This window comes from Fibrobacter sp. UWH5 (assembly GCF_900142505.1).
Lineage (GTDB): Bacteria > Fibrobacterota > Fibrobacteria > Fibrobacterales > Fibrobacteraceae > Fibrobacter.
In genome coordinates, this window is sequence record NZ_FRBB01000001.1 from 1 (window position 1) to 24,446 (window position 24,446).

Consider the following 24,446-nt stretch of genomic DNA (forward strand, 5'->3'; position numbering starts at 1 on the left):
ATGGATTTGTATAATTTTGACATGGGCTTTTTCTTCTGTTTTTTTTGGCGATTAAATTTTAGAAAATAGCCCATTTTTTGTTTAATTTAGGCGAAAGTCAACAAAAAAGGGTGGCGAAGCCACCCACACATGTTGATGAAGAGCCTTTTTTTACATCCTTTATTTGCGGAACCAGATTCACCTTTTAAAATTTTTTCGGTTAGAGGGAACAACTGCAGATTCACTCGATAGACTCGATTGCCTCCCTTCTTTGCTGTCGCTATGGAAATAATCCTTTTTCGACAGGCGTCAAGTTCCTCTACGATCTTGGCGTAATCTTCTTCATCGATTCCGATGGTGGCTCCAGAAAAATTTCTTTCGCTTACGGGATATTTTTCAATGGCGTCTTTCGCAAAGTTTGCCATTTCCTTGTGCATGGCGCGAACCTGCGTGGGCATGGCCGCTACAGAGGCCTGAAGCGAACGATCCTCTTGCTCATAGACATCGCTTGCTGTTTTCCTAAGAAATCTTGCGCGGGTCAGAAATGCCAGTGCGTTGCGGACTTCTTCTGCGGAGAAAACGCCTCTGCAAGCCTTGGATAAATCCGAAGGTTTTGCCCCGGGCATCATGGGCACCAACTCACGAAGCACCGGATATTTCCAGGACTCATAAAACGAAATGGACTCGCCTTCCAGTACACGGACTTGGTGAGAACTTACAATGTTGATCATTTCCGCATAGGCGTCTTCTTTTTCTGCATCTTTCTTGGCTTGGCCAAATCTGACCAGTTGCTGAAAGTAATCGTATTCTGCCCCGACAAGCCCCATCGCCTTTGCAACGCGTTTTGTTCCTGGGTTGGAAAGCCCACTTTTACCATCGCAAACGACTTTCAGATAATTTGGTGATGAAAAACCGCTGACTTTTGCAAATTCACGCCAGGAAAAAGCGGAAGTCCTTTTTTTCCACTGGTAATAATCGCTCATGAAAGAACGGTAGTCGTCGTATTCAAATACAGATTTTATCACATCTAAAATATAAACCTCCACGGAATGGTCGTGGAGAAGATTACTACATGAAAATTTTGTTTTTTTGCTGGTTTGTATTATAAAGTGTATAGTATAGCGACTTGCGGCTGAATTTTTGCTGCTATGCTAAAATAAATCCAGCGTGCTGTCCAGGTAAATTTCTTCGCGGACGTTCAGCTGGTATTCTGGCTTGATCATGTAGTAAAGCAAAAATTCCAGGATGAGGGCGCTGCCGAGGCTGCGACCTTCAATTTTAAATTGTGAAAAACCTGCGGGGGCATAAATATTTTGAATGTCGTCAATCCCGATAAAACCAGGATTTTTCATGGCGTCGGAAAAGCGGTAGCCCTTCTTTGCACCCGGCGATTTGCAGATATGATCCTTGCAATCTTCGCCCAAGTTTTTGCGGCTCACGTTCTCGTAACAAATTTTGCGATCCTGGCAACCGAACCAACAGCATTCATTGCAGAGAAATTCCACTTTCTGTTTTTGGGCTGGTGACAGCGTGGCGAACTTATCCAATTCCTTGTTTAGTCTAAAATCTGGAACAACATAACGAAATTCATCGCGGCTCAATTCTTGTTGGAACTGCGCGAAATCCGTAATGACCTTCGTTGTGGAAGAGACGAAATAGAATCCCGGATATTTTGACTTTAAATAATTCAATAGCAAGTCGGAATGAATGATGATGCCATTTTGCGCGCAGTCTCTATCTGGATTTCGTGCACGGTCCGAGTTTTGCCCGGCGCATTCACTACTAGCATTTCCTTCAAACATTTTGCATAGATCGTTGCAACGAGTGTCGGAAAGATGTTCTTCCCTTAACAGGGAATTGCTGAACGTCAATCTTGCAGAAATACCATATTCCTTTAAAAGCTCCGCCACCCGTTCTGCAGGCTCGTCGCCAAAGCCAACGCGGCCGCCGCCCCAGATGCAGTCGGCGGGAGCCCCATAAATGGAACCGATTTCACACCAGTCGTAAAACCACTCCCGATGCTCACGGAACAGCGGCAAAAACGCCTTGTACAGATCGTAGAATTCGAATAGCCCGGGAAGGTGGTAAAAAACTTTCATTTGCAATCCTTATTGCACAAAATAGAATTTCTACGGGCTTCGCACAGCCGCGACAGATTCAAAACATTTATATTTACCATGGTATGAAAAAGCGCGTTTTAAAAGATCATTTTGTTATTGCCTATGCGGTGGTGATTGCGGTCTGTTGCGTGATCTGTCTTGTTACGACTTTGAAAATTCATTCCTTGCCAGAACTTGGGTATGTAATCAATAATGACTTTTTGAAGTTGCTTGTTCAGTACAAAAATTATGAGATCATCCAGGACGCATCCGCTGTACTTGCCGTCACTTTTGGAATAGCCATTTGCATTTACATCGCCCTCAAATACAAGTTTCCAAGGTTTGAAGAGAAACACAAAAAATGGAATCTGGGTTGTGCGCTCATTGTGTTTCCTGTTATAGGCCTTTCGGCCTCTATTGCCCCTAACCTGGATTTCCCCACAAGGTTAAAGGCGGAGCCTAAACTCCATAAGGAATTTGTCGTCGATAAGTATAAGTCTCATGGATCAAAAAGCGGAACCTCTTACCACTTGCTGTTTAGTAGCGGTTCCTCATTTATGGTGGGTTCAAAAAAATATAACGCCGCTTTTGTCAGACAGGAATATTATACGGTTTATCAAGGTGATATTTTGATCCAGATTTTTTCGCCTGATAGATATCGTTTAGCTGAATAGACAAGGAAATACGATGAACGGATTTAAAGATAAAGTAATTGTTGTGACGGGCGGTGCCCACGGCATCGGCAAGACCATCGTTAGCGAATTTGAACGTGAAGGAGCCAAGGTGGCTCTCATTGACATTCGCGAAAATCCATGCTTTGTAGGTGACCTTTCCAAGAAGGATGTCCTGGAAAAATTTGCAGCCTTTGTCATTGAAAAATATGGCCATGTCGACGTGCTGGTGAACAACGCCCTGCCTTTGATGAAGGGCATTGATGAATGTTCCTATGAAGAATTCAGCTACGCCTTGGCTGTGGGTGTGACCGCACCATTTTATCTGGCGAAACTTTTTGCTCCCCACTTTGCGCCGGGCGCTTCCATCATCAACATTTCTTCTTCCCGCGATCGCATGAGTCAGCCACAGACTGAAAGCTATACGGCGGCCAAGGGCGGCATTGCTGCCCTCACTCACGCGCTGGCTGTGAGCCTCGGTGGGCGAGGCGTCCGGGTGAATTCTATTTCGCCGGGTTGGATTGATACGGACTTTACTGTTTACGAAGGTCCCGACGCTACGCAACAGCCTGCAGGTCGTGTGGGCAACCCGCTGGACATTTCAAACATGGTGCTTTTCCTGGCCTCCGATAAGGCTGGGTTTATTACAGGTGAGAATATCTGTATCGACGGGGGGATGACCCGCCAAATGGTATATCATAACGACTGCGGTTGGAGATTAGAACAGTAGTTTGTAAAATACTTTTGTTATCTTTTCAAGAGTAAAACTATATTGATATTGGATGAAACAGCTTCAGTTTGCATACGTTAACCCGGAACACCTGGGTGATGTACTTCAGAATATAGCCCGTTTCCGCGGAAACAGGCAGCTGAAGTTGTTGTTTCATATATACTCGGAACAGCCTGGTTTTAGACAGTTGAAGATTGTCTGCAGCGCCATTGTCAAGTTTTTCCCTGATGCCCTTTGTGTGGGTTGTTCGGGTAATGGCAATATTGTGGATGGCGCGTTCTCGGGCGAGTCTGTGACTGTAACTTGCTCTGTGTTTGAAGATCCCGCTACTCGGATCGAGGTTCTTCAGTATGTGCTGAAGGAGGAGTCTGCCGAACCTATTGCGGAAGATCTGGCCCGAGAAGTTGGAAAGCGCCCCTGGGTGTCGGCTGTAGAAATGCTTGCGGCTACTCCCGGATTTTCCTTTACCGGTTTTTGCAATGGCTTGAGTACCATGCGGCCCGAAGTCCAGGTTTTTGGCGGGCTGGCAGGTCAAACTTGTGAAGAAACTCCGGCTTATGTATTTTCCAACGTCTATGACTTCTCTAACGAGTCCGTCGTCTGCGTTCTGTATGGCGGTGAAAATTTCCATGTGGAGACGGTCAAGGTTTCTGGATGGAAACCCCTGGGTAGACCGTTTACGGTGACTAAGGCTCAGGGGAACGTTCTTCATGAGCTGGATGGCAAGCCTGCCTTTGAAGCTTTCTCCAAATATCTGAATATCCAGAACGACTATTACTTCTTCCAGAACACTCTGGAATTTCCCCTGTTCTATAACGAGGATGGTGAGAACCTGTTGCGTTGCCCTATGGCCTGTTCTGAAAATGGGGCCCTGCTTTTGGCATCGGACATGGGTGTCGGGATCATTACGAAGCTTGCCTATGGCGATCCTCAATCCATTATGGATAGCGTGCGCCTGGGTACGACGAAACTGTCAAAGTTCTGCCCGGATGCCATCTACATGTATTCAGGCATGGGCCGCCGAATGTTCTGGGGTGAAACAGATGTGAACAACGAAACTGTTCCCTTCGATACCATTGCTCCGGCTTCTGGTTTTTATGCGACGGCACAGTTCCTGCGCACAAGAAATTTTGTAAAGCTGCATAACCTGTCCATTGTGGTGGTAGGTATGCGCGAAGGCGAAGCGAATACGTCCAAGATGAAGACTGCCGTGGTGAATGACGATTCACGGGCGGGCAGGGTTTCTGTGATTACCCGCTTGGCGAACTTTACCAACGTGTCTTCTGCCGAACTGGTGGAAATGTACAACATGATGACCAAGAACTCCATTACGGATGCCTTGACCGGTTTGTACAATCGTGGTGAAATCCAGCGCCGCATTGCAGAACGCCATGCAGAAAATCCCGATGCTCCTATGTCGCTGGTGATGATCGATATCGACAACTTCAAGTCGGTGAACGATACCTATGGCCACAAGATTGGTGACATTGTGATTCAGGGCCTTTCTAAGCAGATCCAGATTGCTACCTACGAAAAGGCTCCCGATGCAGATGCCGGCCGTTGGGGCGGTGAGGAATTTATGATCATGCTTCCTGATATGGGTATTAAGGAAGCGGTTGAGTTTGCGGAAACGGTTCGTACCGGATTCGCCCAGGTGATGTTCCCCGAAGTGGGACGCAAGACCATCAGTCTTGGTGCTACAGAAATGAGATGGGGTGATTCCATTGACGCCATTTGTGTGCGTGTGGACGAAGCCCTTTACAAGGCTAAGAATTCAGGTAAGAATAGGGTGGTTACCCTTTAAAGAGTTTACTTCGTTGGCGTTGTAAAATTAACAATGGTTTGTTTGAATTGCCCATACCAAGGGCAATTTTCTTTTGTATAAAATGAAAACCCCCAGCTATGATGAACGCCGGGCGGTTTAATTTTTTATCCTTCGACTTTGCGCTTATGCGCTTCGCTCAGGATGACGCGGAGAACCTTATTCCTTGACGCTCCAGGTGGTGCCTTCCTTGCTGTCCTTGATCACGATATTCATGGCGGCAAGTTCGTCGCGGATGCGGTCGCTTTCGGCCCAGTTCTTGTTGGCGCGTGCTTCCTTACGGGCGGCCAGCAGTTCTTCCACCTTGGCGACGTCAACGCCTGCGGTGCCTTCGTCAGCCTTCTTCTTGTAGTCCTGACGGGGTTCGTCCAGCTTCAGGCCGAATACCTTGTCCATATCCAGGACAAGAGCTGCCTTTTCGCCGTCGTCGATGTCGGACTTCAGCATGGTATTGAGGATGCCGAGAGCGCGGGGCATATTCAGGTCGTCGCCGATGGCGGTCTTGAATTCTTCCTGGAATGCCTTGGCGGCTTCGCTCTTGATTTCGGTTGCCTTACCGATGAGGGCGTCGGTCTTCTTGTGGAGACTCTTGAGGCCTTCCTTAGCGCCTTCCAGAGCTTCCCAGGTGAAGTTCAGGTAGTTGCGGTAGTGGCTGCCCACTGCGAAGAAGCGGTAATCCAGCGGATTGAAACCGCGGTCTACCAACAGGTCAACAGTGAGGAATTCGCCGCTAGACTTACTCATCTTGCCGAAGGTAGTGGCGGTGGTGCCGTCTTCCAGCTTTTCTTCGCTGGCGGTACGGAGGAATTCACCGTGCATCCAGAAACGGCTGAAAGTTACGCCGTTGGCGCATTCGCTCTGGGCGATTTCGTTGGTGTGGTGCACGCGGATATGGTCAGTACCGCCGCAGTGAATGTCCAAGGTGGGGCCGTTGTACTTCATGGCCATAGCGGAGCATTCCACATGCCAGCCCGGGAAGCCTACGCCCCAGGGGGAATCCCATTCCATGGCGCGCTTCTTGTCGGTGGGGCTGAACTTCCACAGAGCGAAGTCGGTGGCGGCACGCTTTTCGCCCATGTCGATACGGCTACCCTTGCGGAGGTTTTCCACGTCCAGGCGGGCGAAGTCGGCATAGCGGGGGAACTTCAGGCTGTCGAAGTAGATGCCATCGGAAGTGCGGTAGGTAAAGCCCTTTTCTTCCAGGGTCTTCACCAGGTCGATCTGTTCCTGGATGTGCTGGGTGGCGGGAGTCCAGCGGGTGGGTTCCTGAATGTTCAGACGATGCCAGTCGTTCATGAAGGCGTCGGTGTAGAACTTTGCGATATCCCAGACGGACTTGCCTTCGCGGGCTGCGCCCTTTTCCATCTTGTCGTCTCCGGAGTCGCCATCGCTAGTGAGGTGGCCTACGTCGGTGATGTTCACGATGTGGTTGACCTTGTAACCGTAGTAGTTCAAGGTACGGACCAGGAAGTCTTCGAAAATGTAGGTGCGGAGGTTGCCGATGTGGGCGAAGTGGTACACCGTGGGGCCACAACAGTACATACGCACGGCGGGAACGCCTTCAGGAAGTGTGAAAATCTCTTTCTTGCGTGATGCGGTGTTGTAGAATTGAAGTGCCATTTTAGCCTCCGGTTAAGTTTGGGTGCCGCGGGATGCGGAACCATGGTGCGCCAAAGATAGAAAATTTTCTATTTTTCGTGATACAGAAGTCATTGTCTAACCTTCTTTAAAAAACAACTATGCGTACACTATTTGAAAAAATCAAGTACGAGGTGAAAGACCTCGTTGTTCTCCTGAGAAATATCCCTTCCCTGGCTGTTACATTTTTTGTATTGTCTGTGGTTTGCATGAACCTGCTCGCCAACAAGGAGCTGTTCTCTACGGAGTACCTGGCCCTTGATTGCGGTTTTACCCTGAGCTGGTTCTCCTTCCTCTGCATGGACATGATCTGCAAGCGCTTTGGCCCCAAGGCCGCCATGAAGGTTTCCATGGTGGCGCTGTTTATCAACCTGGTCACTTGCGCCTTGTTCAGTCTGCTTTCACGCACCCCCGGAATGTGGGGCGAATTCTACAGCTACGTGGATTCCAATCCCGAAATGGCGAACGTAGCCAACGCGGCGCTGAATGCCACATTTGGCGGTTCCTGGTATGTGGTGCTGGGTTCTGCTCTTGCCATGTTCACTTCGTCGGGCGTCAACTCCATTGTGAACTACCTGATTGCCAAAAGTACGAAAACCACGGGCTTTAAAAATTTTGCACTCCGTTCCTACATCTCCACCATGGTGGCCCAGTTTGTAGACAACTTTATTTTCGCCATGGTGGTGAGCCATGTGTTCTTCGGTTGGACCATGACCCAGGTGATCGTCTGTTCCATTACCGGTTCCGTGATGGAGCTGCTTTGTGAAATTCTGATTAGCCCCATTGGCTACAAGATGGTCTGCAGCTGGGAAAAGCATGACGTGGGCCGTGAATACCTGAACATGAAGGCTGCAAAATGAACGTCCTGATTAGCGGTACAAGTTGCGGTATTGGCCGCGCCATTGCGGAACTTTTTCTGCAAAATGGTTGCGCTGTTTTTGGATTGGATATTGGGCCCGCAAGTATCCAGAGCAAACTATATAGACATTACATCGCCGATGTCTCGGACAAGGATTCGCTTCCCGCAATTGATGAACCGATGGATATCGTAATCAGTAACGCTGGCGTCCAGAATTCCGGTAGGGACATCGAAGTGAATCTGAAAGGTTCCATCAACTTTGTAGAAAAGTATGCCTTTCATGCCGGCATCAAGTCGGTACTTCTGGTGGCATCCGCCTCCGCTCACTCCGGTGCCGAATTTCCGGAATATTCCGCTTCTAAGGGCGGACTTCTTTCTTACATGAAAAACGTGGCTTTGCGGGTTGCCAAGTATGGCGCCACCTGCAATAGCATTTCGCCGGGTGGCGTTACCACGGAATTGAACCGCCCTGTCATGGATGATGCAAAACTCTGGAAACAGATCATGGATGTAACGCCCCTAAAGCGCTGGGCGTCTCCCGAAGATATTGCCCAGTGGGTGTACTTCCTTACGGTGGTGAACAAGAACTGCACTGGTCAGGATATTCTCATCGATAACGGCGAGAAAGATCTGAACGCCACCTTCGTGTGGCCGGAATAGATTAGACGGAATATTTTCCGTTTTTTGATGTCGCCTGTCAGGCGACCTAAAGAGCGTTTCCGAAAGGTCCATTGTAGGCATAAGGAGGTCTACAATGGACAACATGGAAAGACGTTACCACGAAAATGGGAAAGTATGGTTTGAATGCCCTCTGAAAAACGGCTATCGCGATGGAGCCTGCAAGGAATATTATCCCTCTGGCGCACTGCGTAGTACCGCCACCTATCGGGAAGGTTTGCTAGATGGGCCAAGAATCATGACCTTTGAAAATGGCTTGCGGATTTGTCGCCATGTTTTTCGGGATGGTCGTGTGATTGATGGCTTTGTTCCTGTGTTTGGAAGGGACGGCTCTCTTGCGTTTTCTGAATACTGGGAAAAAGGCCGTTGTCGCTGTTATGATCGCAGTAACCGTCTTTATCGAGAATTTGGAATGTTGAACAGAATGGAAATTTGCCTGAAGGTGTAGAGTGCTCCTATCACGAAAATGGTCAGCTTAGTATGCGTTTGTTTTTCGTGAAGGGGATGGTGAAAGATGGACCGGTAAATTATTTTGATGGAGAAGAATGTGAATCAAGGGATGACTTTCTGAATAGAACGTTTGACCTTTTGTCTCATAAGCTGGAATGGATTCTCTGTCTAGCGGTACGTGAATTTATGTTGCGATTGCGCTTGCCTAATGACGGGCCGACTGAGGAACTTTGAACGTGTTCTGGCAAATTTAAAAAAATTAATAGGATAGCTCTTTTGAAAAAGACATTTTTTAATTTGTATAAAAATAGGTCTGCCTTTATTTCTTATATTTTAGAAATAAAGTTGAGGCCTTATATGAAAAAGTTCTTAAGTGTATTTGGTGTCGTAGCGGTGGCAGCTTGCATGACCGCTTGCAATGAACAGAAAACCGCGCAGAATCAAACTGCTGCGGAACCTGACGCAAAGGCGCAGAAAACCGCTGTGATTTATTATTCCCAGACGGGAACCACCAAGAAGGTTGCCGAGGAATTTGTAAAGCAGCTAGGTGCCGATGCCATTGAACTGCAACTTGTAACGCCCTATCCCTCCACTTACGACAGCACCATTGCCGCTGTCCGTGCAGAACGCGAATCTAAGAAGTGGCCTGCCCTCGCTAACGCCAAGCAGGATCTTTCCAAGTACGATACGCTCTATGTGGGCGCTCCCATTATGTTTGGTTTCTTTGCCCCGCCTATGTATACCTTCCTGGATTCTAACGACTTGAGCGGAAAGGTGGTGGTGCCCTTCTGTACTTACGGAAGCGGCGGTCGCCTGGCCAGTGCCAAGGAATTAAAGCAGTTGGAACCCAACGCCAACGTGGTGCTTTCCTACGGCATTTCTAATCGTCGCGCCAACAATCCCGAAGTGAATGTGGCCGAGGAAATTGAAAAGCATATTGCCGCAGTCCGCGCTGGTACCGATGAGAAAAATTTCGTAGGCGCATATGGTGAATCTCGCCAGCCCACGGAAGAAGACTTGGCTGTGTTTGCCGAAGCCACCAAGGATTACGGCTATTTGAAGCTTACACCCATGAGCGTGTCCACCCAGATTATGGCGGGAACCAACTACATGTTTACCTGCAACATGAAGGCCTTCGGCGAAGAACTTACCGCCATGGTAAAAATCTTCAAGCCCCTGCCCGGCCGTGGAAACGCACAATTGATTAGTGTGGATAAGTAGAAATCTGTTTCTAGGGGGTAGACCTCTGTGTTGGAGGCTGTATGGTGTATTATCTAATTTCTATTCTAAAAAAGTGAATAAGAAAAACCTCCCGAAAAAAATCGGGAGGTTTGCGATTTTTGATTTCTTGCGTTGCGCGAGACCTTAAATCTTCAAGCAGTTCTTTTTCCTGTGGTGATATTCCGCCGTGGCGGTGAAGATGACGTCACTGCTGGAGTTCAGTGCGGTTTCCATGGAGTCCTGTACCACGCCCAGGATAAAGCCCACAGCTACGGCCTGCATGGAAATGTCGCCGCTGATGCCCAGGATAGAGCAGGTCATGGGAATGAGGAATAGGGAGCCGCCAGCGATACCGGAAGTTCCGCAAGCGCCAATGGCACTCATAACGCAGAGAATGCAGGCGGTGGGAAGGTCCACATGGATGCCCAGGGTGTTTGCTACGGCCAGAGTCATGACGGCGATAGTCACGGCGGCACCGCACATGTTGATGGTGCAGCCCAGAGGAATGGAAACAGAGTAGAAGTCCTTTTCAAGACCCAGGCGTTCGCAAAGTGCCATGTTCACCGGAACGTTGGCTGCAGAACTACGGGTGAAGAAAGCGGTAATGCCGCTATCGCGAAGGCAGCGGAATACCAGGGGGTAGGGATTTTTACGGAGTGTGATGAAAATGATGATGGGATTCAGGGCAAGGGCGACTACCAGCATGCAGCCCACCAGTAAGGCCAAGAGCTTTCCGTAGTCGGCGAAGATGCTCATTCCGTTTTCGGCAACGGAGGAGAATACCAAACCTAGAATGCCGAAAGGTGCCATCTGGATAATCCAGCGGATGACTTGGGATATGGCGGCGGAAGCGTCGGTGATGACGGTGACGGTATGGTCTACAGGAAGTTTCTTAAGAGCCAAGCCGAATACGATAGACCAGAAGAGGATTCCGATGTAATTTGCACCGGCCAGGGCTGCGATGGGATTCTGGACGCAGTTCTTTACCAGGTTCGTCAGAACTTCGCCAATGCCGCTAGGGGCGGCACCTTCTGCAGCAGAGACGGACAATTTCATGGTGACTGGGAATAGTTCGCTTCCTGCGACAGCCAAGGCGGCTGCGCCAATGGAACTGATGACGTAAAGAAGAATCACCTTGCGGAATCTGCTGCCGATTCCTTCTCCGGCTCCTGCAATGGAACTTGCCACCAGGGCGAACACCAGGATGGGGGCGGCACCTTTCAGGGCGCCTACAAATAGGGTGCCGAGAATGCCGATGGCGCTGAGCTGCGGAGCGAATAATCCGAGGACAGCGCCAAGAATTAGTCCGATGATAATACGAATGATGAGGCTAAGCTCAATCCATTTCCTTGCAATACGTTTCATAAGAGTTCCTTTTTTATCAAGTGGAAATATAGTTATGAATCACACCGAATGAGGTTCGAGGTATGAGATATGAGATATCTCCTTTATTCTTTAAGCTTTACACTATTCACTATTCACTATTCACTATTCACTATTCACTCTCCTCAATCCTCTAGGTAGCGAAGCTACCGACCTCGGGCCTCATAGGGAGGCGAATGCCGACCGACCTGTTCGCTAATTATTAACTTTGTCGCATGCTTTTTGAAGAGATTATCAACGAACATTATGATCCCCGTGAGTATCCCGCCTTGGCTTTCCTTGCGGACCAGTGGGTTTGTGAACGCCCCTTTGAAGGCCTCAAGGTTCTTGTGGCGACTCCCATTTACAGGAATACTCTCCTGGAATACCGAACCCTGATTGCTGGCGGGGCTCAGGTCTATGTGGGACATGCGGTATCAGGCGATACCCAGATGCCTTGTGATGAATCGGTTATCGAACTTCTGACCGAATCTGGGGTCCCTGTTGTTACGGATGATGATATTAAATGCGGTAAGGTGGCTGATGACTTTGACCTGATTCTTGATTGTGCGGGTCAGTTCGCTTCTTGCCATCCGAAGCTGGGCTTTGTGGAATTGACTCGCAGCGGTGTGCAGTTCTTTGAAAAGTCTGAATTCCCCGTGTATGTGGCTGATAGTGGGATCGTGAAGCGCATTGAAACCATTCTGGGAACAGGCGATGGTTGCTTTAGAGGTTTGGAGCAACTTGGCTATAATGATTTCGAAAATAAGAAGCTGATTGTTTTTGGAAGCGGCAAGGTTGGTTGCGGCATCGCCCTGCAGGGAGTTCGTCGCGGAATGCAGGTGACAACTGTTACCGACACAAACCGCAGAAGTTCTTCGTCTGATTTTTGCCATGTGCTGGAACGCAACGATGTAACTATCGTGGATTGCTTTAACGATGGTGCTGTAAAGGCTGCTGTTGAAGAAGCTGACTTCCTGGTGACCGCTACTGGCGTAAAGGGCGCTCTGTCTATCTCGGCGACGACAGTCATCATGAACCGCCCGGAATTGGTGGTGGCAAACATGGGCGTCGAAGATGAGTTCGGTGAATTCGTTCCCGAAAGCCGTGTGCTGAACCACAAGGCTCCCTTGAACTTCATGTTAGATGAACCTACCCATCTCAAGTACATCGATACGAGTCTTGCTTTGCATGCCGCACTTGGAGAACGTCTTGTTCAGGAATACAGGACCTCGGGTAAGGCTCCCTTTGTGGGACCTGCGGATCCGCCGGACGATATTGAACAGCGTCTATTGATGACCACGATCCAGAATGGTGTCATCGGTTCTGAAGTCTGCGACATGATGAGATAGGCTGTTTATAAAAACATTTTTTCAAAAGGTTTGCAGTCCTTTTTTTGACTTTCATATATATTTGGTTCTATGATGAATAAATTTGCTTTCGTTTCTGTTGTTTCCCTGTCTATGGCCTTGACTGTTGGTGCCTTTGCCGAAGATATTATTGCCAAGACTTCCAATGGCTCTACCGTTATCCTGCACGACAATGGCCGTTGGGAATATTATCAGAACAATGCTCAGATTCGTGATGTGCGCCCGACCGCCATTCCGGAGGATGTGAAGTATCAGATTTCTGTGGATTACGAAAGTGTAGACAAGTTAAAGAAAGATGTCCGCATGGCTATGGAAGCGGACTTTGCCACTGAAGAAGAAATCAAGGATAGTCTGCGTAAGGTTCCCAAGGGTGGTATCGTCTATTTCCAGGTTCCCAAGGAACAGATCAAGAAGGGTATGGTCCGCGACTTGACATTCTACATTTACGACAAGGGCAAGAATCCCATCTTTACACAGTCTGCCAGCGATGATGCCGCCACTCCCAGCGAAAGCAGCAAGATTATGAACTTGATGGTGGCTCCTCTTTATGCTCGCCCCAAGGCAAACGTGTTGAAGGCCAAGGCTGTTTGCGGTCGCGAAACTATTGAATTTGAAATTCCTGTAAAGTAGACTCATGAAGTTTGCTGTTGTGGATTTGGAGACCACCGGCGGTACGCCGGAAAATGGTCGCATTACAGAAATCGGGATTGTTCTGCTGGATGATTTCGAGGTGGTGAAGACGTACCAGGTCTTGCTGGATCCGGGAATGCCCATACAGCCTTTTGTGCAGAACTTAACCGGAATTACCGACGAGATGGTTCAGGGGCAGCCGCAGTTTGCTTCTGTTGCCGAGGATGTTGCCGAACTTTTGCAGGGCCGCATTTTCGTGGCGCACAATGTTCAGTTCGACTGCCGTTTTTTGCGGGCTGAATTGCGTCGTTGTTGCGTCAAGATTGATCCGCCCAGGCTTTGCACTGTAAAGTTGACCCGTCGATATTTTCCGGGGCAGGGGAGTTACAGCCTGCACAACCTGATCATGAGTTTGAATCTTCCGGACTTTAATCACCACCGGGCGCTGGCAGATGCCATGGCTGCTGCGGAATTGCTGAAGCTGTGCCTGCAGAAAGCAGGTCCCGAAAAAATCCGGAAGGAAGTGAAGAACATTACCAAGGCTGAAGCAGAAGTGATGTTCTAATTTTTTGATAACCGCGTCGCGCTTACTTTAGAATGCCGGCGCGGTATTTCATTTTAAGAATACGGGCGCAGGACTCTTCGATTCTCTGTTTGTACTTGGCGTTCTGATTGGACATGGCCGTAAGGATTTTTACCATTTCCACTGCTTTCTGGGGATAGGTGATCATGAACATGTCGTTGCCTGCAGTGAGGGCTGTCTGCACAAGTTTCTTGAAATCCTTAGAGGGGTAGTTTTTGCTGGTGACTCGTTCGGTCCCACTGATCCAGGCGCGGAGTGAAACGCCCCACAGGTCGTCGGTGAGGATGACTGTTTCTGGTGACATGCGACGGGCCAGCGAAATAATCTTGGGCTCGAAAACGGCAGGGCGGTTTGACACGCGGACAAAGCGGACGCTGCTCATCATGGTGATGGGAATGTCTGCGGCGAGGGCGTTGAAAAATGCGACGTTTTTCTTGATTGACTTTTTGGGAGTGGTGCTGATGGCGATCTGGTGGTCGCTATTTGTCCAGGAATCATAACCGGGAAAATGCTTGGAAACGCAGACGATGCCGCTCTGGGCCATGCCCTTTACGAAGGCGCGGACCTTGTAGGCATTGGTGGTGTCTTCGCCCCAGCTGCGGTCCGATTCTTCCATGAAGGAACGCTTGCCTCGGCTGTCTTTTGCCGGGTCCAGGACGGGAGCCAGATTCATGTTGATTCCCGCTTCCTTCAGCACGTTTCCGATTTGCTGAGCCAGTTGCTGGATAGAGTCCGCCTCCATTTTTCTCATGGCCTTAGCGCTGGGAGTTCTTGCCCACTGGGGCGAGATGCTGGAGATGCGGTTTACTCGTCCGCCTTCCTGGTCTACGGCGACGACGGGGGGGATTGCGAGGTTGTCGTTGATGGTGCTGATGACATCCTTGAATTTTTCCAGATCCTTAAGGTGACTGCGCATTACAAGGATACCGCCGAATTCATTTTCGATCATGAAGCTGGCGGGGGTCATATAGACCATGACCATCTGGGCGGCCTTTTGCTTGATGCTCATGGAATTCCATAGGGGCATCAAGGCGTCGGGAAGGTCGTAGGGGTTTGGGACCGCTGCGGTGTCCTGGATGGACTCTGTTGCGGTGGCTGCGGTTGCAGTGGGCTCTGCGGCAGATTCAGGGGCTGATTCTGCGGAGACGGCGCCTGCGGAGGTGGTGCCTGCTGTGGATTCTGCGTCGGTTCCGGTACTTGCGACGGACTCGTTGACGGTAACGGAATCTGCGGCGGCCTTGGCGGCCATGGCAGAAAGGTCCTGCAGGACAATATCCTGGGACGTGTCCGGGGAAACCTGCATGACGGCACTGTCTAGGGCGGACGGCACCGGCTGTGCGAAAACGGCACAGAATGCGCTTGATACAATAAAGACTGCTGTTCTAAATTTCAAAATCCATACACCTCTCGACTTGCTCGTTACCCTTTAAGGTAAGGAACTTGCCGATCCATTACGGAACATAATCTTCATCGGAGCTCTTGCTTGCGGAGGCCTTCTTGGCGCCCCAACGGCGAGGCTTGAATTCTCTGGGCGGGAAGTCAAACTTTAACTTGCCTTTCTTGTCGATGTAGAGGAAAGCGTCAAAGGTGCGGTGTGTCTTGTTGCTGCGGAAACCCTTGATCAGTTCGGTCTTCACTTCGGTTCCGGAGAGCATCTTCTGGATCTGTTCCAGGGGAATTTCCTTGCCGAGAAGAATCTTGGGCAGCTGCAGGCCGCTAGGTTCCTTCTTTACATAGCTATCGCTGACGTAACCGGTCATGGTTTCGTACACAGCGGAGTTGTCCAGCGGAGAGTTGCCTACCTGCTGGCCCAATTCAATTTCGGATCCTTCCTTGTTATCATCGAAGACGAACTCGATTTTGTTCTGGTCGTTGATGATAACTACGGCAGAAAATTCTACGCCCTTCTTGCTGCGGAATCCGGTAAGGGGACCAATCTTGTGGTTGGTCAGGAGTTCCACGATTTCTTCGTTGGAAAGTCTCTTGCCGCCGATCATCTTGCGGATGACGATTCCATCTTCGGTGGTGTATCGGCTGACGGTCTCGAAAACCTTCTTGCCGTTCACCGGGCTGAAACTTGCTTCGCCTGTAGTGCTTTCTTCCTTGAAGCCCTTGATGTTCTTCACCATGGTGCGGGTCATTTCTACAATGCCGTTCATGAAGTTCTCGCGGGTTTCCTTGCCCTTCTCGATCTGCTCCATCTTATATTCCCACTCACCAGTTAGCTCTGGACTTGTGAGGGCCTCAATATCCATAGCCTTTAATACCTTGATCAGGTCGAAGGCCTTGGCCGTAGCGATCATGTCCTTGCCGTCGCGGACCACGTACTTGTCGGTGACTAGCTTTTCGATAATGGCTGCGCGGGTGGCAGGAGTGCCCAGGCCGCGTTCCTTCATGGCGTCGCGGAGTTCTTCGTCTTCCACCAGTTTACCGGCACTTTCCATCATGGAGAGGAGGGTACTTTCGGTGTAGTGGGCAGGAGGCTTGGTAAAGTCTTCCTTGGCTTCGATTTCAACGGTCTTGGCCTTGTCGCCCTTCAGCTGCGGGATGTTGGCTTCGTCGTCTGCATCCTTGCCGTACACGGCCTTGAAACCGGGTTCCACCAGGATCTTGCCTTCGGTAATGAAGGTCTCGTTTTCGACGGTGGTCACGCGGGTGGTGTTCAGGTACTTTGCAGGCGGGTAGAAGACAGCGATAAAACGCTGACAGATCATGTTGAACACTTTCTGTTCCGCTTCGCTCAGGTCTGTGGGCATGATGCCTGTGGGGATAATGGCAAAGTGGTCCGAGATCTTCTTGTTGTCGAAAACCTTGGGTGTCTTTACGACCCAGTTGTTGTTGAGGGCGGTCTGTGCGAAAGTGGACAGGGAGCCTGTAATCTTGCCGAGGGTAGCCTTGACGGGACCTACGTAGTCTTCGGGCAAGTGCTTGCTGTCGGTACGGGGGTAGGTGGTTGCCTTGTGGCGTTCGTAGAGGGCCTGGGCGATTGAAAGGGTTGTCTTGGCGCTAAAGCCGAAACGGTTGTTGGCTTCGCGCTGGAGGGTAGTCAGGTCGTACAGGGGGCCGCACTTCTGGAAACTGGGTGCGGTGGTCTCTTCGATGGTACCAGTCTTGCCCTTGCACTTGGAAAGGATTTCCTGGACCTTGGCTTCGTCAAAAATCTGTTTCTGCTTGCTGTCGCCGTTGGGGGTAAACCACTTGCCCTGATAGTTGTTGCCGCTGTTGTCGAAGTTGGCCTCGATGGTCCAGAACTTCTTGGGGACGAACTGGTGGCGTTCTTCTTCGCGGTTCACGATGATGGCGAGGGTGGGGGTCTGCACACGGCCGCAGGGGGTAATCTGGAAACCGCCCATGGAACTGTTGTAGGCGGTAAGTCCGCGGCTGCCGTTCATGCCGATGAGCCAGTCGGCTTCGCTACGGCAAATGGCGGCTGCCTTCAGGTTTTCCATGTCGGCGCCATCGCGCATGTTGTCAAAGGCTTCCTGGATGGCGGCGGGGGTCATACTCTGCATCCACAGGCGCTTGATGGTCTTGCCTGTGAACTTGCCCTTCAGCACGTAGTCCAGGATGTAGAAGAATATCAATTCACCTTCGCGGCCAGCATCGCAAGCGTTTACAAGGGTGGTTACGTCCTTGCGCTTGATCAGCTTGCTCAGGATGGAAAGCTGGCTCTTGGTGGTGGGGTTGGCAGAAAGGGGGAACTTCTCCGGCAACATGGGGAGGGTGCTCATTTCCCACTTCTTGTATCGTTCGTCGATTTCCTTGGGGTCGGCGATTTCAACCAAATGGCCGATGGCGTGACTGACGATGGTGGTGTCACTTTCGTAGACGCCGTTTCCCTTGGTGAAGTTTTTCTGGCCTAGGACCTTGACCAAGTCCAGGGCGACGCTGGGCTTTTCTGCAATAATGAGAGTCTTCCCTTCGACGGGGACTGCAGATTTCTTTGCTTTTGTGGCGGGCTTAGCTGCCTTTGCAGTTTTTGTAGCCTTTGCCGCAGTAGTATCAGTTGCCTTTGCTGTTGCCATAGATTACTTCCATTTGAAGCGTCCGAAGAGGCCGAAGAGTACGGCCAGAACGGTGAAGGGGGCGTGGATGAACTCCACCGGGATACACCATTTGATCAAGTGTTCCTGCCTAAAGATTCTTAGCCCCCGGAGTATTAAAATCAGGTCACCGGCGCACTTGACGACGAATGTTATCGCTGTGGCCAGGAAAATTGTAAAGCTGAACGGTGAAAGGGCCGCCCCGATGCATTCCATCAGCAGGAACAGGAACACCATGCTCAGTACGAAAACGATTTTCGGTGTGTAATATATGGTCTTGGAGGCCCAGCGTTTGCGCTGTTCCCAAAGTTCCTTCAGGGTTTCCTTGCCGTTAGTCGTAACGAAGGTGGCTTCGTTGATACAGTAGCGCATGGCCCAGGGGCGGTCGGCTGCCAGTTTCTGCATCAGCAGGTCGTCGTCGCCGCTCTGGATCTTGATGACGTTTTCGAAGCCCTTGACGCTCTTGAAAAAACTCTTGCGGTAGGCCAGGTTGTTACCGGTACTGGTCAGGGGCAGGTGCATGGCCAAGCCAGCGGTTCCTGCCACTCTATATATAAGAGTCTCTACGGCCTGCATACAGATTAGAACGCTAGACTTACCCTTGACCGTGGGAATGTAGGAGTGACCTGCTACCAGTTCAATGCCGGGTTCGAATTCGGCGACGATGCCTGTGACCCAGGTGGGCTTTACGATGCAGTCGGCGTCGGTCAGGCAGAGGATTTCGCCGTTGCAGGCCTCGATCATCAGGCTCAGGGCGTGCTTCTTGGGGCTGACTCCCTCGGGAATGTCCTTGATGGTCAGGACATGGAACCTGTCGGGGTATTTGTCGACGTACTCGGCCAGGATTTTGGGAGTTCTGTCTGTGCTGCGGTCATCGGCGACCCAGACTTCCCAAAAACCGCGGTAATCCTGCTTCATGACCGATTCAAGAGTTTCGCGGATCCCTTCTTCTTCGTTTCGGGCCGCAATGAGGATGCTTACCTTTGGAGCGGGTTCCACATCGGAGTCGCCCTTACGCACAGAACCCAGCGCGCGGAAAAAGCGCACTTCGAGCCATGCGTAAAAAAGGCAGAACACTGCCAGGAGTGAAACCACTGTGTATGTAAGCACTGTAAAAAGCATTTCCGCGCAAAATGTAGTTCAAGAAAAAAGTTTTTTGATTCTTACAACGTCAAATGGTAGGCGAAAAAGCGTTTTTTGAGGGAATTTGGTTCGTTTAACCCCGAAATTAGAATCCTGTAGCCAGCCTTTCGGTAAGACGGGTAAAGCGGCGGGCGTTACGGATGGTACGTATGGCCTGGTGCAGGGAACCGGGTGCCGAGAGAATCCACACATGGCCCTTGGCACGGGTAATGGCCGTGTAGATCAGGTTCCGCTGGAGCATAACGTAATGGCTGGAATCCAGTACCACGATGACTGCCGGGTATTCGCTGCCCTGGCTCTTGTGGATGGTGCAGGCGTAGGCTAGGGTCAGTTCTTCCAACTCGTCGTCTTCGTAGTCTACGGTCTTGTCGTCGTAGAAAACGGTAATCTTCTTGTTGACCGCGTCCACGCGCCAGATTGTACCGACGTCGCCGTTAAAGACGTTCTTTTCGTAGTTGTTCTTCACCTGCATGACGCGATCGCCCTGGCTCCATTCGACGCCCATCATCTTGTGGCGGGGAACATTGGGGTTCAGCAAACCTTGCAGGAAGGGGTTCAACTCGAAAATACCAAGGGGACCCTTGCGCATAGGTACCAGGACCTGCATCTGCTCGGTGAGATTGATGTCCAGTTTGCTCTTGATGCCGGTGGAGATTAACTGCTCCAGATGGGCCTTGCATTCTTCGGGAGTCTCGAAGGGGACAAAGTGAAAGTTGGGGCCGTCAAGGGGAGTGGGGGTGATTCCCTGGTTAATCTTGCTTGCCTTTTCGGCGATGTCGTTGTCGCTGGCCTGACGGAAAATGTGCTGCAGACGGATATGGGGGAAGCCGGGGCTGCTGAGTAAATCGTTCAATACGTTGCCAGGTCCGACACTTGGCAACTGGTCGGCGTCGCCAACAATGACGATGCGGGCCTTCATGGGGATTGCGTCTAACAGAGAGGCGGCAAGCCAGGTATCCACCATACTGAATTCGTCAATGACCAGCAGGTTACAATCCAGCTGGTTCAAACCGTTTTTCGAGAATTTCCTGGAAACCGGATCCATTTCCAGAAGGCGGTGGATGGTGCTTGCCTTTTCGCCACAGCATTCGCCCATGCGCTTGGCGGCACGGCCCGTGGGGGCGGCAAGCAGGATGTTGTCGCCCAGCTTTCTGGCCAGATGGAGGATGCCCTTTAGAATGGTGGTCTTACCGGTGCCGGGTCCGCCCGTGATGATGAACATCCTGTGGCTCAGAGCCTGGATAATGGCGTCGCGCTGAATGGGGTCAAAAGAAAATTTCTGTGCCCTTTCCCAGTCCCGTAATTCCCTGTTGGCGAATTCTTCGCCGATGGCTTCGTAGGCGGTATTGCATAAACGGAATTTGATGTTGTCTGCAATTCGCTGCTCGGCGTTAAATAGGAGGGGGTGGAAACAGTCGTCGTTTATACGTCTGATTCTTTCGTTGCCGCAGAGGATGTCGAACTGGTCAATAAGACGGTTTACGGAATCCTCATCGTAAATGTCAATTCGCAGATTTTTGATGGCGCGGCTCAGCAACTGTTCCCTAGGGAGGAATACGTGGCCGTCTCCCATGGAGGCTTCCTGCAGGGTGTACAGCAAGGCTTCCTGCATACGGGTGGGACTGTCCTTGGGGAGCCCCAGCTTCATGGCGATTTCGTCGGCCTTTAAAAAGCCGATGCCGAAAACTTCCTCGCAGAGCATGTAGGGATTGTCGCGGATCTTGGGGACAGTCCCCTGGCCGAATCGGGTCCAGAGTTTTTTGGCGATGCTTCCTACGATGCCGTGGCTGTACAGGAACATCATGGTTTCGCGGCTGTGGCGTGCCTCTTGCCAGCGGGCCAGGAAAAGTTCCACCTTGGCCTTGGGCAGACCTTTAATTTTTACGCTGCGAAAACGGTCTGGATCGTTGTCTAAAACGTCGAAAGTTTCTTCGCCAAAAACATCATAGATGTTCTGCGCGGTCTTGGGACCGATACCCTGGCAAAGTCCGCTACCCAGGTAGGCCACCACGTCGCTGTCGTCGGCCATGGCGATGAGTTCAAAGGATGTACACTTGAACTGTGTGCCGAACTTGGGGTGACGTCCCCATTCTCCTTCGAACTTTATATTCTCGCCTACGTTCAGTTCCGGGAGGGTTCCCGTGACCACTACCACCTTCTTGGATTCCGCCTCATTAAGGCGCAAAACGGTAAAGCCATTCTGCGGACTGTGGAATGTGATGGATTTAATGGTCCCCTGGATTTGCATAGTTTAAAAGTTTAAAGTTTAAAGGTTAAAGTTTCTCTTTCCGCTTAAACCTTTCCGCTTTAAGCTCGCTGCTCATAGCTCACGGCTCTTTACTTAGGTTGGCTTACTTTTGTTTTCTGCGCAACTGCGGATTGAAGTTATTCTTCTTGTCCAGTTCGTGGTCCCACTTGTCGGGGTCGAATTCGTTCCTCCTGGAAAGTTCCTTGCCGCGACGGACCAGCCAAACGCCCAGGGCGATGGCTACGAATACGGCCATGACTCTTGCGGTGTTATAGTCCAGACCGAAACCTACGGGAGCTCCCTTCAAGTTGGTGGGGCTGACCCAGAGGATATAATCTGCGGTAATGAAAGTCATGAACATGCAGGGCAGAAGTGCAATCCAGAAATTCTTTTTCTTGCAGCGAAGGTAGACCACGGTAACGCAGAGGCTGCAGACGGCCATGAGCTGGTTACTCCAACTGAAGTAGTTCCACAGGATGTTGAAACCTTCCTTGTCCAGATTGCTCCAGAAGATAATGGCAAGGCAGATGGCGAACATGGGAACGGTCAAGAACAAACGGTTCTTGGCGGAAGTCTGATCAATGTGCAAAAGTTCTGCAATGGTCAGACGGAGGCTGCGGAGGCTTGTGTCGCCACTGGTAATGGCAAGTACAATCACGCCAACCACGACCAGCACAGAAATGGGGGCGAAGGGCAGCACGGTAGAAACCAGGGTGCTCAAGACCTTGACGCCGCTGGCGCCAGTAATCAGTTCCGGATGGAGGTGATAGATGAACATACCGCCGGCAGCCCAGATCATACCGATGAGACCTTCCAGAATCATCATACCGTAGAATGTCTGACGGCCGGTCTTTTCGGTAAATTCGGTACGTGCCACCAGAGGGCTCTGGGTACTATGGAATCCGCTGATGATGCCGCAGGCGATGGTTACGAACAGCATGGGCAAGATGGGCTGGTGAGCCGGATGTTGCGTAAAGTTGCTGCCGAAGTCGTTGAAGTTGATTTCGTCAAGTACGTTCAGGTTGGGGGCGATGCCCACGAGAATGGCGAGAGAGGCTAAAATCAGCAAACCGCCGAACACCGGGTAGATACGTCCGATAATCTTGTCGATGGGGAAGAATGTGCTGAGGAAGTAGTAAACGAAAATGCAGGCCACCGCAATCCAGAACAGGGTGGGGGATACGGCGTTACCGACGAGGATGGGGGTGTTGATCAGCTGGGCGGGGGTGTTGGTGAATACGGCGCCCACCAAAATCAGGGCTACGGAAATCAAGGTCATTACCACCTTGGAAGGACCCTTGCCCATGAACTTGCGGGAAAGGGCCGGCACGTTGTAACCGTTGTTGCGCATGCTGACCATACCGCTAAAGTAATCGTGTACGGCTCCGCCCAGCACGTTTCCCAGAGGCAGCAAGATGAAGACGATGGCGCCGAACTTGATGCCCAGAATCACGCCAATCACAGGACCGATACCGGCAATGTTCAAAAGCTGGATCAGCATATTCTTCCAGTGAGGGAGAACCAGACGGTCCACACCATCGGGATTTTCGGTGGCGGGAGTCTTGCGGTCGTCGGGGCCGAACACGTGTTCTACGAACTTGCCGTAAGTGAAGTAGCCGCCAATAAGGATAGCAACGCCAATTAGGAAAGTAATCATCTTGTGCCTTTTTGTTTTATTTGATTAATCGTCGTAAGACGGGGAGTCGAAATCGTCGTTGGAATTATCTGCGACAGGTTCTTCGTTGGAAATCTGTTCTGCAGAGTCATTCATTTCATTGTAGGAATCCTGAGCTTCTTCCTGGACTGATTCAACCTTGGATTCTTCCTTTTCGTTCACGGCGCCGCGAACGTAACCCTTTTCCTTTGCGATTTCGTCGGGGGTCTTGTCGTGACCCAACTGCTGACGGAAGTAAAGTACGTTGGTTGTGTAGCTGGACTTGCCGGCGTAATCGAATCCGAGAACCGGGTGGAAGGAACTACCGAACTGGAAGGCCACGGCCAGGCCGAACTTGAAACCGTTATTGCCGTCTACAGAAATGTTGGGGTTAATAACGTTGGTTTCGATTTCAGCGCCGGTGAAGGGATCTGTTCCGGCAACCTGGTACATGTGGCCAGAAGACTTCATGGTGGCGCTCTGGTAACCCAAGGTCATCATCACTTCGATAAAGTTGATGGGCTTATAGCCAATGACAACGTCAAACGTGGTGGCGGAAACATCCAGATCGAGAGAGCCCTTGTATTCGTCGGGGCGGTAGCCGATGCCGCTGGTGCTGTAGCCGAAGACAAAGCTTACGTCAAGGCCCTGGGCTGCGGGAGGCAACATATACTGGAACAGGTGACCGAAACTATACTGCAGACCGAAACCGAAAAGATTGAACTTGGTCAGGTTGCTGATGCTGGGCAGGAACATACCGCGCAGGATAACGCGTGCGTGGTAGAAACTACCTGCAACTTGCAGATAGGGGTAAGTGAAAACTCCCAGACCGTTCAAGGTCTCGTTACCGTAAACTAGGCCGGTGTTTTCCTGGGGATTGCCGTGTTCGCCGAAAATGGTGGGGACATCGAAGGCCATGGGAGTTCCGTAGATGTCAAAGGTTTCGGAGAATTTTCTGTCATCATCTCCGATAGGGACGATGGAGAAGGGCATGCCCACTTCAAATGTCAGACTCTGGGGAACGTTTGCGCTTACATACCAGTTGCTGTTCAGCACATTGCCCAGATTGTCGATAATGGGCTTTACATAGCCGGGGCGGTTGTTGTAATACTCGTTGAGTACGCCCTTGTCTTCGAAGGCGGCCATGGATTCGTAGGTGGATGCCCAGCCCTTGGCGTCCATGGCAAATGTGTTGGCGGTTGCTGCGAGGCAGCTGAAAGCGAAAGCGATTCTAGAGATTGTTTTCATGGTCGCCAAAGATAGAAA

Annotated in this window: 20 protein-coding genes; 10 read left to right on the forward strand and 10 right to left on the reverse strand. The window is 50.7% G+C overall.

From position 1 onward, the window contains the following. Nucleotides 1-86: 86 nt before the first annotated feature. A complete protein-coding gene (locus tag BUB38_RS00005; RefSeq protein ID WP_254794833.1) occupies nucleotides 87-1,004 on the reverse strand; it encodes a TIGR02147 family protein in 918 nt (305 codons plus the stop codon). 126 nt (nucleotides 1,005-1,130) lie between these two features. Continuing rightward, nucleotides 1,131-2,078 carry a hypothetical protein gene (locus BUB38_RS00010; protein ID WP_073155339.1) on the reverse strand — a complete coding sequence of 316 codons (948 nt, stop codon included), beginning with the start codon at nucleotides 2,076-2,078 and terminating at the stop codon, nucleotides 1,131-1,133. Between the two features lie 83 nt (nucleotides 2,079-2,161). On the opposite strand from BUB38_RS00010, the gene BUB38_RS00015 reads away from it, so the two are divergent. From BUB38_RS00015 to BUB38_RS00025, 3 genes are read left to right on the forward strand one after another with little or no spacing between them, the layout of a single operon-like run. Continuing rightward, a complete protein-coding gene (locus BUB38_RS00015; protein ID WP_073155341.1) occupies nucleotides 2,162-2,752 on the forward strand; it encodes a hypothetical protein in 591 nt (196 codons plus the stop codon). A 13-nt stretch (nucleotides 2,753-2,765) separates the two neighbouring features. After that, a complete protein-coding gene (locus tag BUB38_RS00020; protein WP_073155345.1) occupies nucleotides 2,766-3,479 on the forward strand; it encodes an SDR family NAD(P)-dependent oxidoreductase in 714 nt (237 codons plus the stop codon). A 52-nt stretch (nucleotides 3,480-3,531) separates the two neighbouring features. Next, complete coding sequence (locus BUB38_RS00025) at nucleotides 3,532-5,283, forward strand: sensor domain-containing diguanylate cyclase (protein ID WP_073155346.1); 1,752 nt, start codon at nucleotides 3,532-3,534, stop codon at nucleotides 5,281-5,283. Nucleotides 5,284-5,460: 177 nt separating this feature from the next. On the opposite strand, the gene cysS is transcribed toward BUB38_RS00025, so the two are convergent. After that, nucleotides 5,461-6,921 (reverse strand): cysteine--tRNA ligase, encoded by a 1,461-nt coding sequence (gene cysS / locus BUB38_RS00030; protein ID WP_073155348.1) that lies wholly within the window; start codon nucleotides 6,919-6,921, stop codon nucleotides 5,461-5,463. 119 nt (nucleotides 6,922-7,040) lie between these two features. Between cysS and BUB38_RS00035 the strand changes: the two genes are divergently transcribed. From BUB38_RS00035 to BUB38_RS00055, 4 genes are all read left to right on the forward strand, one after another. Then, entirely contained in the window at nucleotides 7,041-7,799 is a 759-nt protein-coding gene (locus tag BUB38_RS00035) for a VUT family protein (RefSeq protein ID WP_073155351.1), read from the forward strand. Further along, nucleotides 7,796-8,458 (forward strand): SDR family NAD(P)-dependent oxidoreductase, encoded by a 663-nt coding sequence (locus BUB38_RS00040; protein WP_073155353.1) that lies wholly within the window; start codon nucleotides 7,796-7,798, stop codon nucleotides 8,456-8,458. The genes BUB38_RS00035 and BUB38_RS00040 overlap by 4 nt, the downstream gene beginning before the upstream one ends. 94 nt (nucleotides 8,459-8,552) lie before the next feature. Then, complete coding sequence (locus BUB38_RS00045) at nucleotides 8,553-8,924, forward strand: toxin-antitoxin system YwqK family antitoxin (RefSeq protein WP_073155355.1); 372 nt, start codon at nucleotides 8,553-8,555, stop codon at nucleotides 8,922-8,924. Nucleotides 8,925-9,283: 359 nt separating this feature from the next. Then, on the forward strand, nucleotides 9,284-10,147 hold the full coding sequence (locus BUB38_RS00055) for a flavodoxin (RefSeq protein ID WP_073155361.1): 864 nt from the start codon (nucleotides 9,284-9,286) through the stop codon (nucleotides 10,145-10,147). 144 nt (nucleotides 10,148-10,291) lie between these two features. On the opposite strand, the gene sstT is transcribed toward BUB38_RS00055, so the two are convergent. Next, nucleotides 10,292-11,512 (reverse strand): serine/threonine transporter SstT, encoded by a 1,221-nt coding sequence (sstT, locus tag BUB38_RS00060; RefSeq protein ID WP_073155363.1) that lies wholly within the window; start codon nucleotides 11,510-11,512, stop codon nucleotides 10,292-10,294. Nucleotides 11,513-11,745: 233 nt separating this feature from the next. Here sstT and BUB38_RS00065 point away from each other — a divergent pair, with 233 nt between their 5' ends. The 3 genes from BUB38_RS00065 to BUB38_RS00075 all read left to right on the forward strand — a co-directional run bounded on the left by BUB38_RS00065 (nucleotide 11,746) and on the right by BUB38_RS00075 (nucleotide 14,074). Beyond that, entirely contained in the window at nucleotides 11,746-12,861 is a 1,116-nt protein-coding gene (locus BUB38_RS00065; RefSeq protein ID WP_073155365.1) for an NAD(P)-dependent oxidoreductase, read from the forward strand. A 69-nt stretch (nucleotides 12,862-12,930) separates the two neighbouring features. Beyond that, on the forward strand, nucleotides 12,931-13,509 hold the full coding sequence (locus tag BUB38_RS00070; RefSeq protein WP_073155372.1) for a hypothetical protein: 579 nt from the start codon (nucleotides 12,931-12,933) through the stop codon (nucleotides 13,507-13,509). A gap of 4 nt (nucleotides 13,510-13,513) precedes the next feature. After that, nucleotides 13,514-14,074, forward strand: coding sequence for a 3'-5' exonuclease (locus BUB38_RS00075; protein ID WP_073155375.1), 561 nt, complete (start codon nucleotides 13,514-13,516; stop codon nucleotides 14,072-14,074). Between the two features lie 22 nt (nucleotides 14,075-14,096). Here the strand turns inward: BUB38_RS00075 and BUB38_RS00080 are convergent, their stop codons facing one another. The 6 genes from BUB38_RS00080 to BUB38_RS00105 all read right to left on the reverse strand — a co-directional run bounded on the left by BUB38_RS00080 (nucleotide 14,097) and on the right by BUB38_RS00105 (nucleotide 24,428). After that, nucleotides 14,097-15,485 (reverse strand): glycoside hydrolase family 3 N-terminal domain-containing protein, encoded by a 1,389-nt coding sequence (locus tag BUB38_RS00080; RefSeq protein WP_175547618.1) that lies wholly within the window; start codon nucleotides 15,483-15,485, stop codon nucleotides 14,097-14,099. A gap of 58 nt (nucleotides 15,486-15,543) precedes the next feature. After that, nucleotides 15,544-18,117, reverse strand: coding sequence for a DNA topoisomerase III (locus tag BUB38_RS00085; protein WP_073155380.1), 2,574 nt, complete (start codon nucleotides 18,115-18,117; stop codon nucleotides 15,544-15,546). Between the two features lie 3 nt (nucleotides 18,118-18,120). Beyond that, nucleotides 18,121-19,257, reverse strand: a complete 1,137-nt coding sequence (locus BUB38_RS00090; RefSeq protein ID WP_073155383.1) for a glycosyltransferase — start codon at nucleotides 19,255-19,257, stop codon at nucleotides 18,121-18,123. 106 nt (nucleotides 19,258-19,363) lie between these two features. Further along, a complete protein-coding gene (locus tag BUB38_RS00095; protein WP_073155385.1) occupies nucleotides 19,364-21,526 on the reverse strand; it encodes an SF1B family DNA helicase RecD2 in 2,163 nt (720 codons plus the stop codon). Between the two features lie 103 nt (nucleotides 21,527-21,629). Next, nucleotides 21,630-23,183 carry a carbon starvation CstA family protein gene (locus tag BUB38_RS00100; protein WP_073155388.1) on the reverse strand — a complete coding sequence of 518 codons (1,554 nt, stop codon included), beginning with the start codon at nucleotides 23,181-23,183 and terminating at the stop codon, nucleotides 21,630-21,632. A 24-nt stretch (nucleotides 23,184-23,207) separates the two neighbouring features. After that, a complete protein-coding gene (locus BUB38_RS00105) occupies nucleotides 23,208-24,428 on the reverse strand; it encodes a DUF6588 family protein (protein WP_073155391.1) in 1,221 nt (406 codons plus the stop codon). Between the last annotated feature and the right edge of the window lie 18 nt (nucleotides 24,429-24,446).

Coding starts and splice junctions, on each gene's coding strand:
- BUB38_RS00045 (WP_073155355.1), top strand. CDS start 8,553: ATGGACAACATGGAAAGACGTTACCACGAAAATGGGAAAGTATGGTTT.
- BUB38_RS00065 (WP_073155365.1), top strand. CDS start 11,746: ATGCTTTTTGAAGAGATTATCAACGAACATTATGATCCCCGTGAGTAT.
- BUB38_RS00055 (WP_073155361.1), top strand. CDS start 9,284: ATGAAAAAGTTCTTAAGTGTATTTGGTGTCGTAGCGGTGGCAGCTTGC.
- BUB38_RS00020 (WP_073155345.1), top strand. CDS start 2,766: ATGAACGGATTTAAAGATAAAGTAATTGTTGTGACGGGCGGTGCCCAC.
- BUB38_RS00075 (WP_073155375.1), top strand. CDS start 13,514: ATGAAGTTTGCTGTTGTGGATTTGGAGACCACCGGCGGTACGCCGGAA.
- BUB38_RS00095 (WP_073155385.1), bottom strand. CDS start 21,526: ATGCAAATCCAGGGGACCATTAAATCCATCACATTCCACAGTCCGCAG.
- BUB38_RS00025 (WP_073155346.1), top strand. CDS start 3,532: ATGAAACAGCTTCAGTTTGCATACGTTAACCCGGAACACCTGGGTGAT.
- sstT (WP_073155363.1), bottom strand. CDS start 11,512: ATGAAACGTATTGCAAGGAAATGGATTGAGCTTAGCCTCATCATTCGT.
- BUB38_RS00035 (WP_073155351.1), top strand. CDS start 7,041: ATGCGTACACTATTTGAAAAAATCAAGTACGAGGTGAAAGACCTCGTT.
- BUB38_RS00100 (WP_073155388.1), bottom strand. CDS start 23,183: ATGATTACTTTCCTAATTGGCGTTGCTATCCTTATTGGCGGCTACTTC.
- BUB38_RS00090 (WP_073155383.1), bottom strand. CDS start 19,257: ATGCTTTTTACAGTGCTTACATACACAGTGGTTTCACTCCTGGCAGTG.
- cysS (WP_073155348.1), bottom strand. CDS start 6,921: ATGGCACTTCAATTCTACAACACCGCATCACGCAAGAAAGAGATTTTC.
- BUB38_RS00085 (WP_073155380.1), bottom strand. CDS start 18,117: ATGGCAACAGCAAAGGCAACTGATACTACTGCGGCAAAGGCTACAAAA.
- BUB38_RS00070 (WP_073155372.1), top strand. CDS start 12,931: ATGATGAATAAATTTGCTTTCGTTTCTGTTGTTTCCCTGTCTATGGCC.
- BUB38_RS00015 (WP_073155341.1), top strand. CDS start 2,162: ATGAAAAAGCGCGTTTTAAAAGATCATTTTGTTATTGCCTATGCGGTG.
- BUB38_RS00040 (WP_073155353.1), top strand. CDS start 7,796: ATGAACGTCCTGATTAGCGGTACAAGTTGCGGTATTGGCCGCGCCATT.
- BUB38_RS00105 (WP_073155391.1), bottom strand. CDS start 24,428: ATGAAAACAATCTCTAGAATCGCTTTCGCTTTCAGCTGCCTCGCAGCA.
- BUB38_RS00010 (WP_073155339.1), bottom strand. CDS start 2,078: ATGAAAGTTTTTTACCACCTTCCCGGGCTATTCGAATTCTACGATCTG.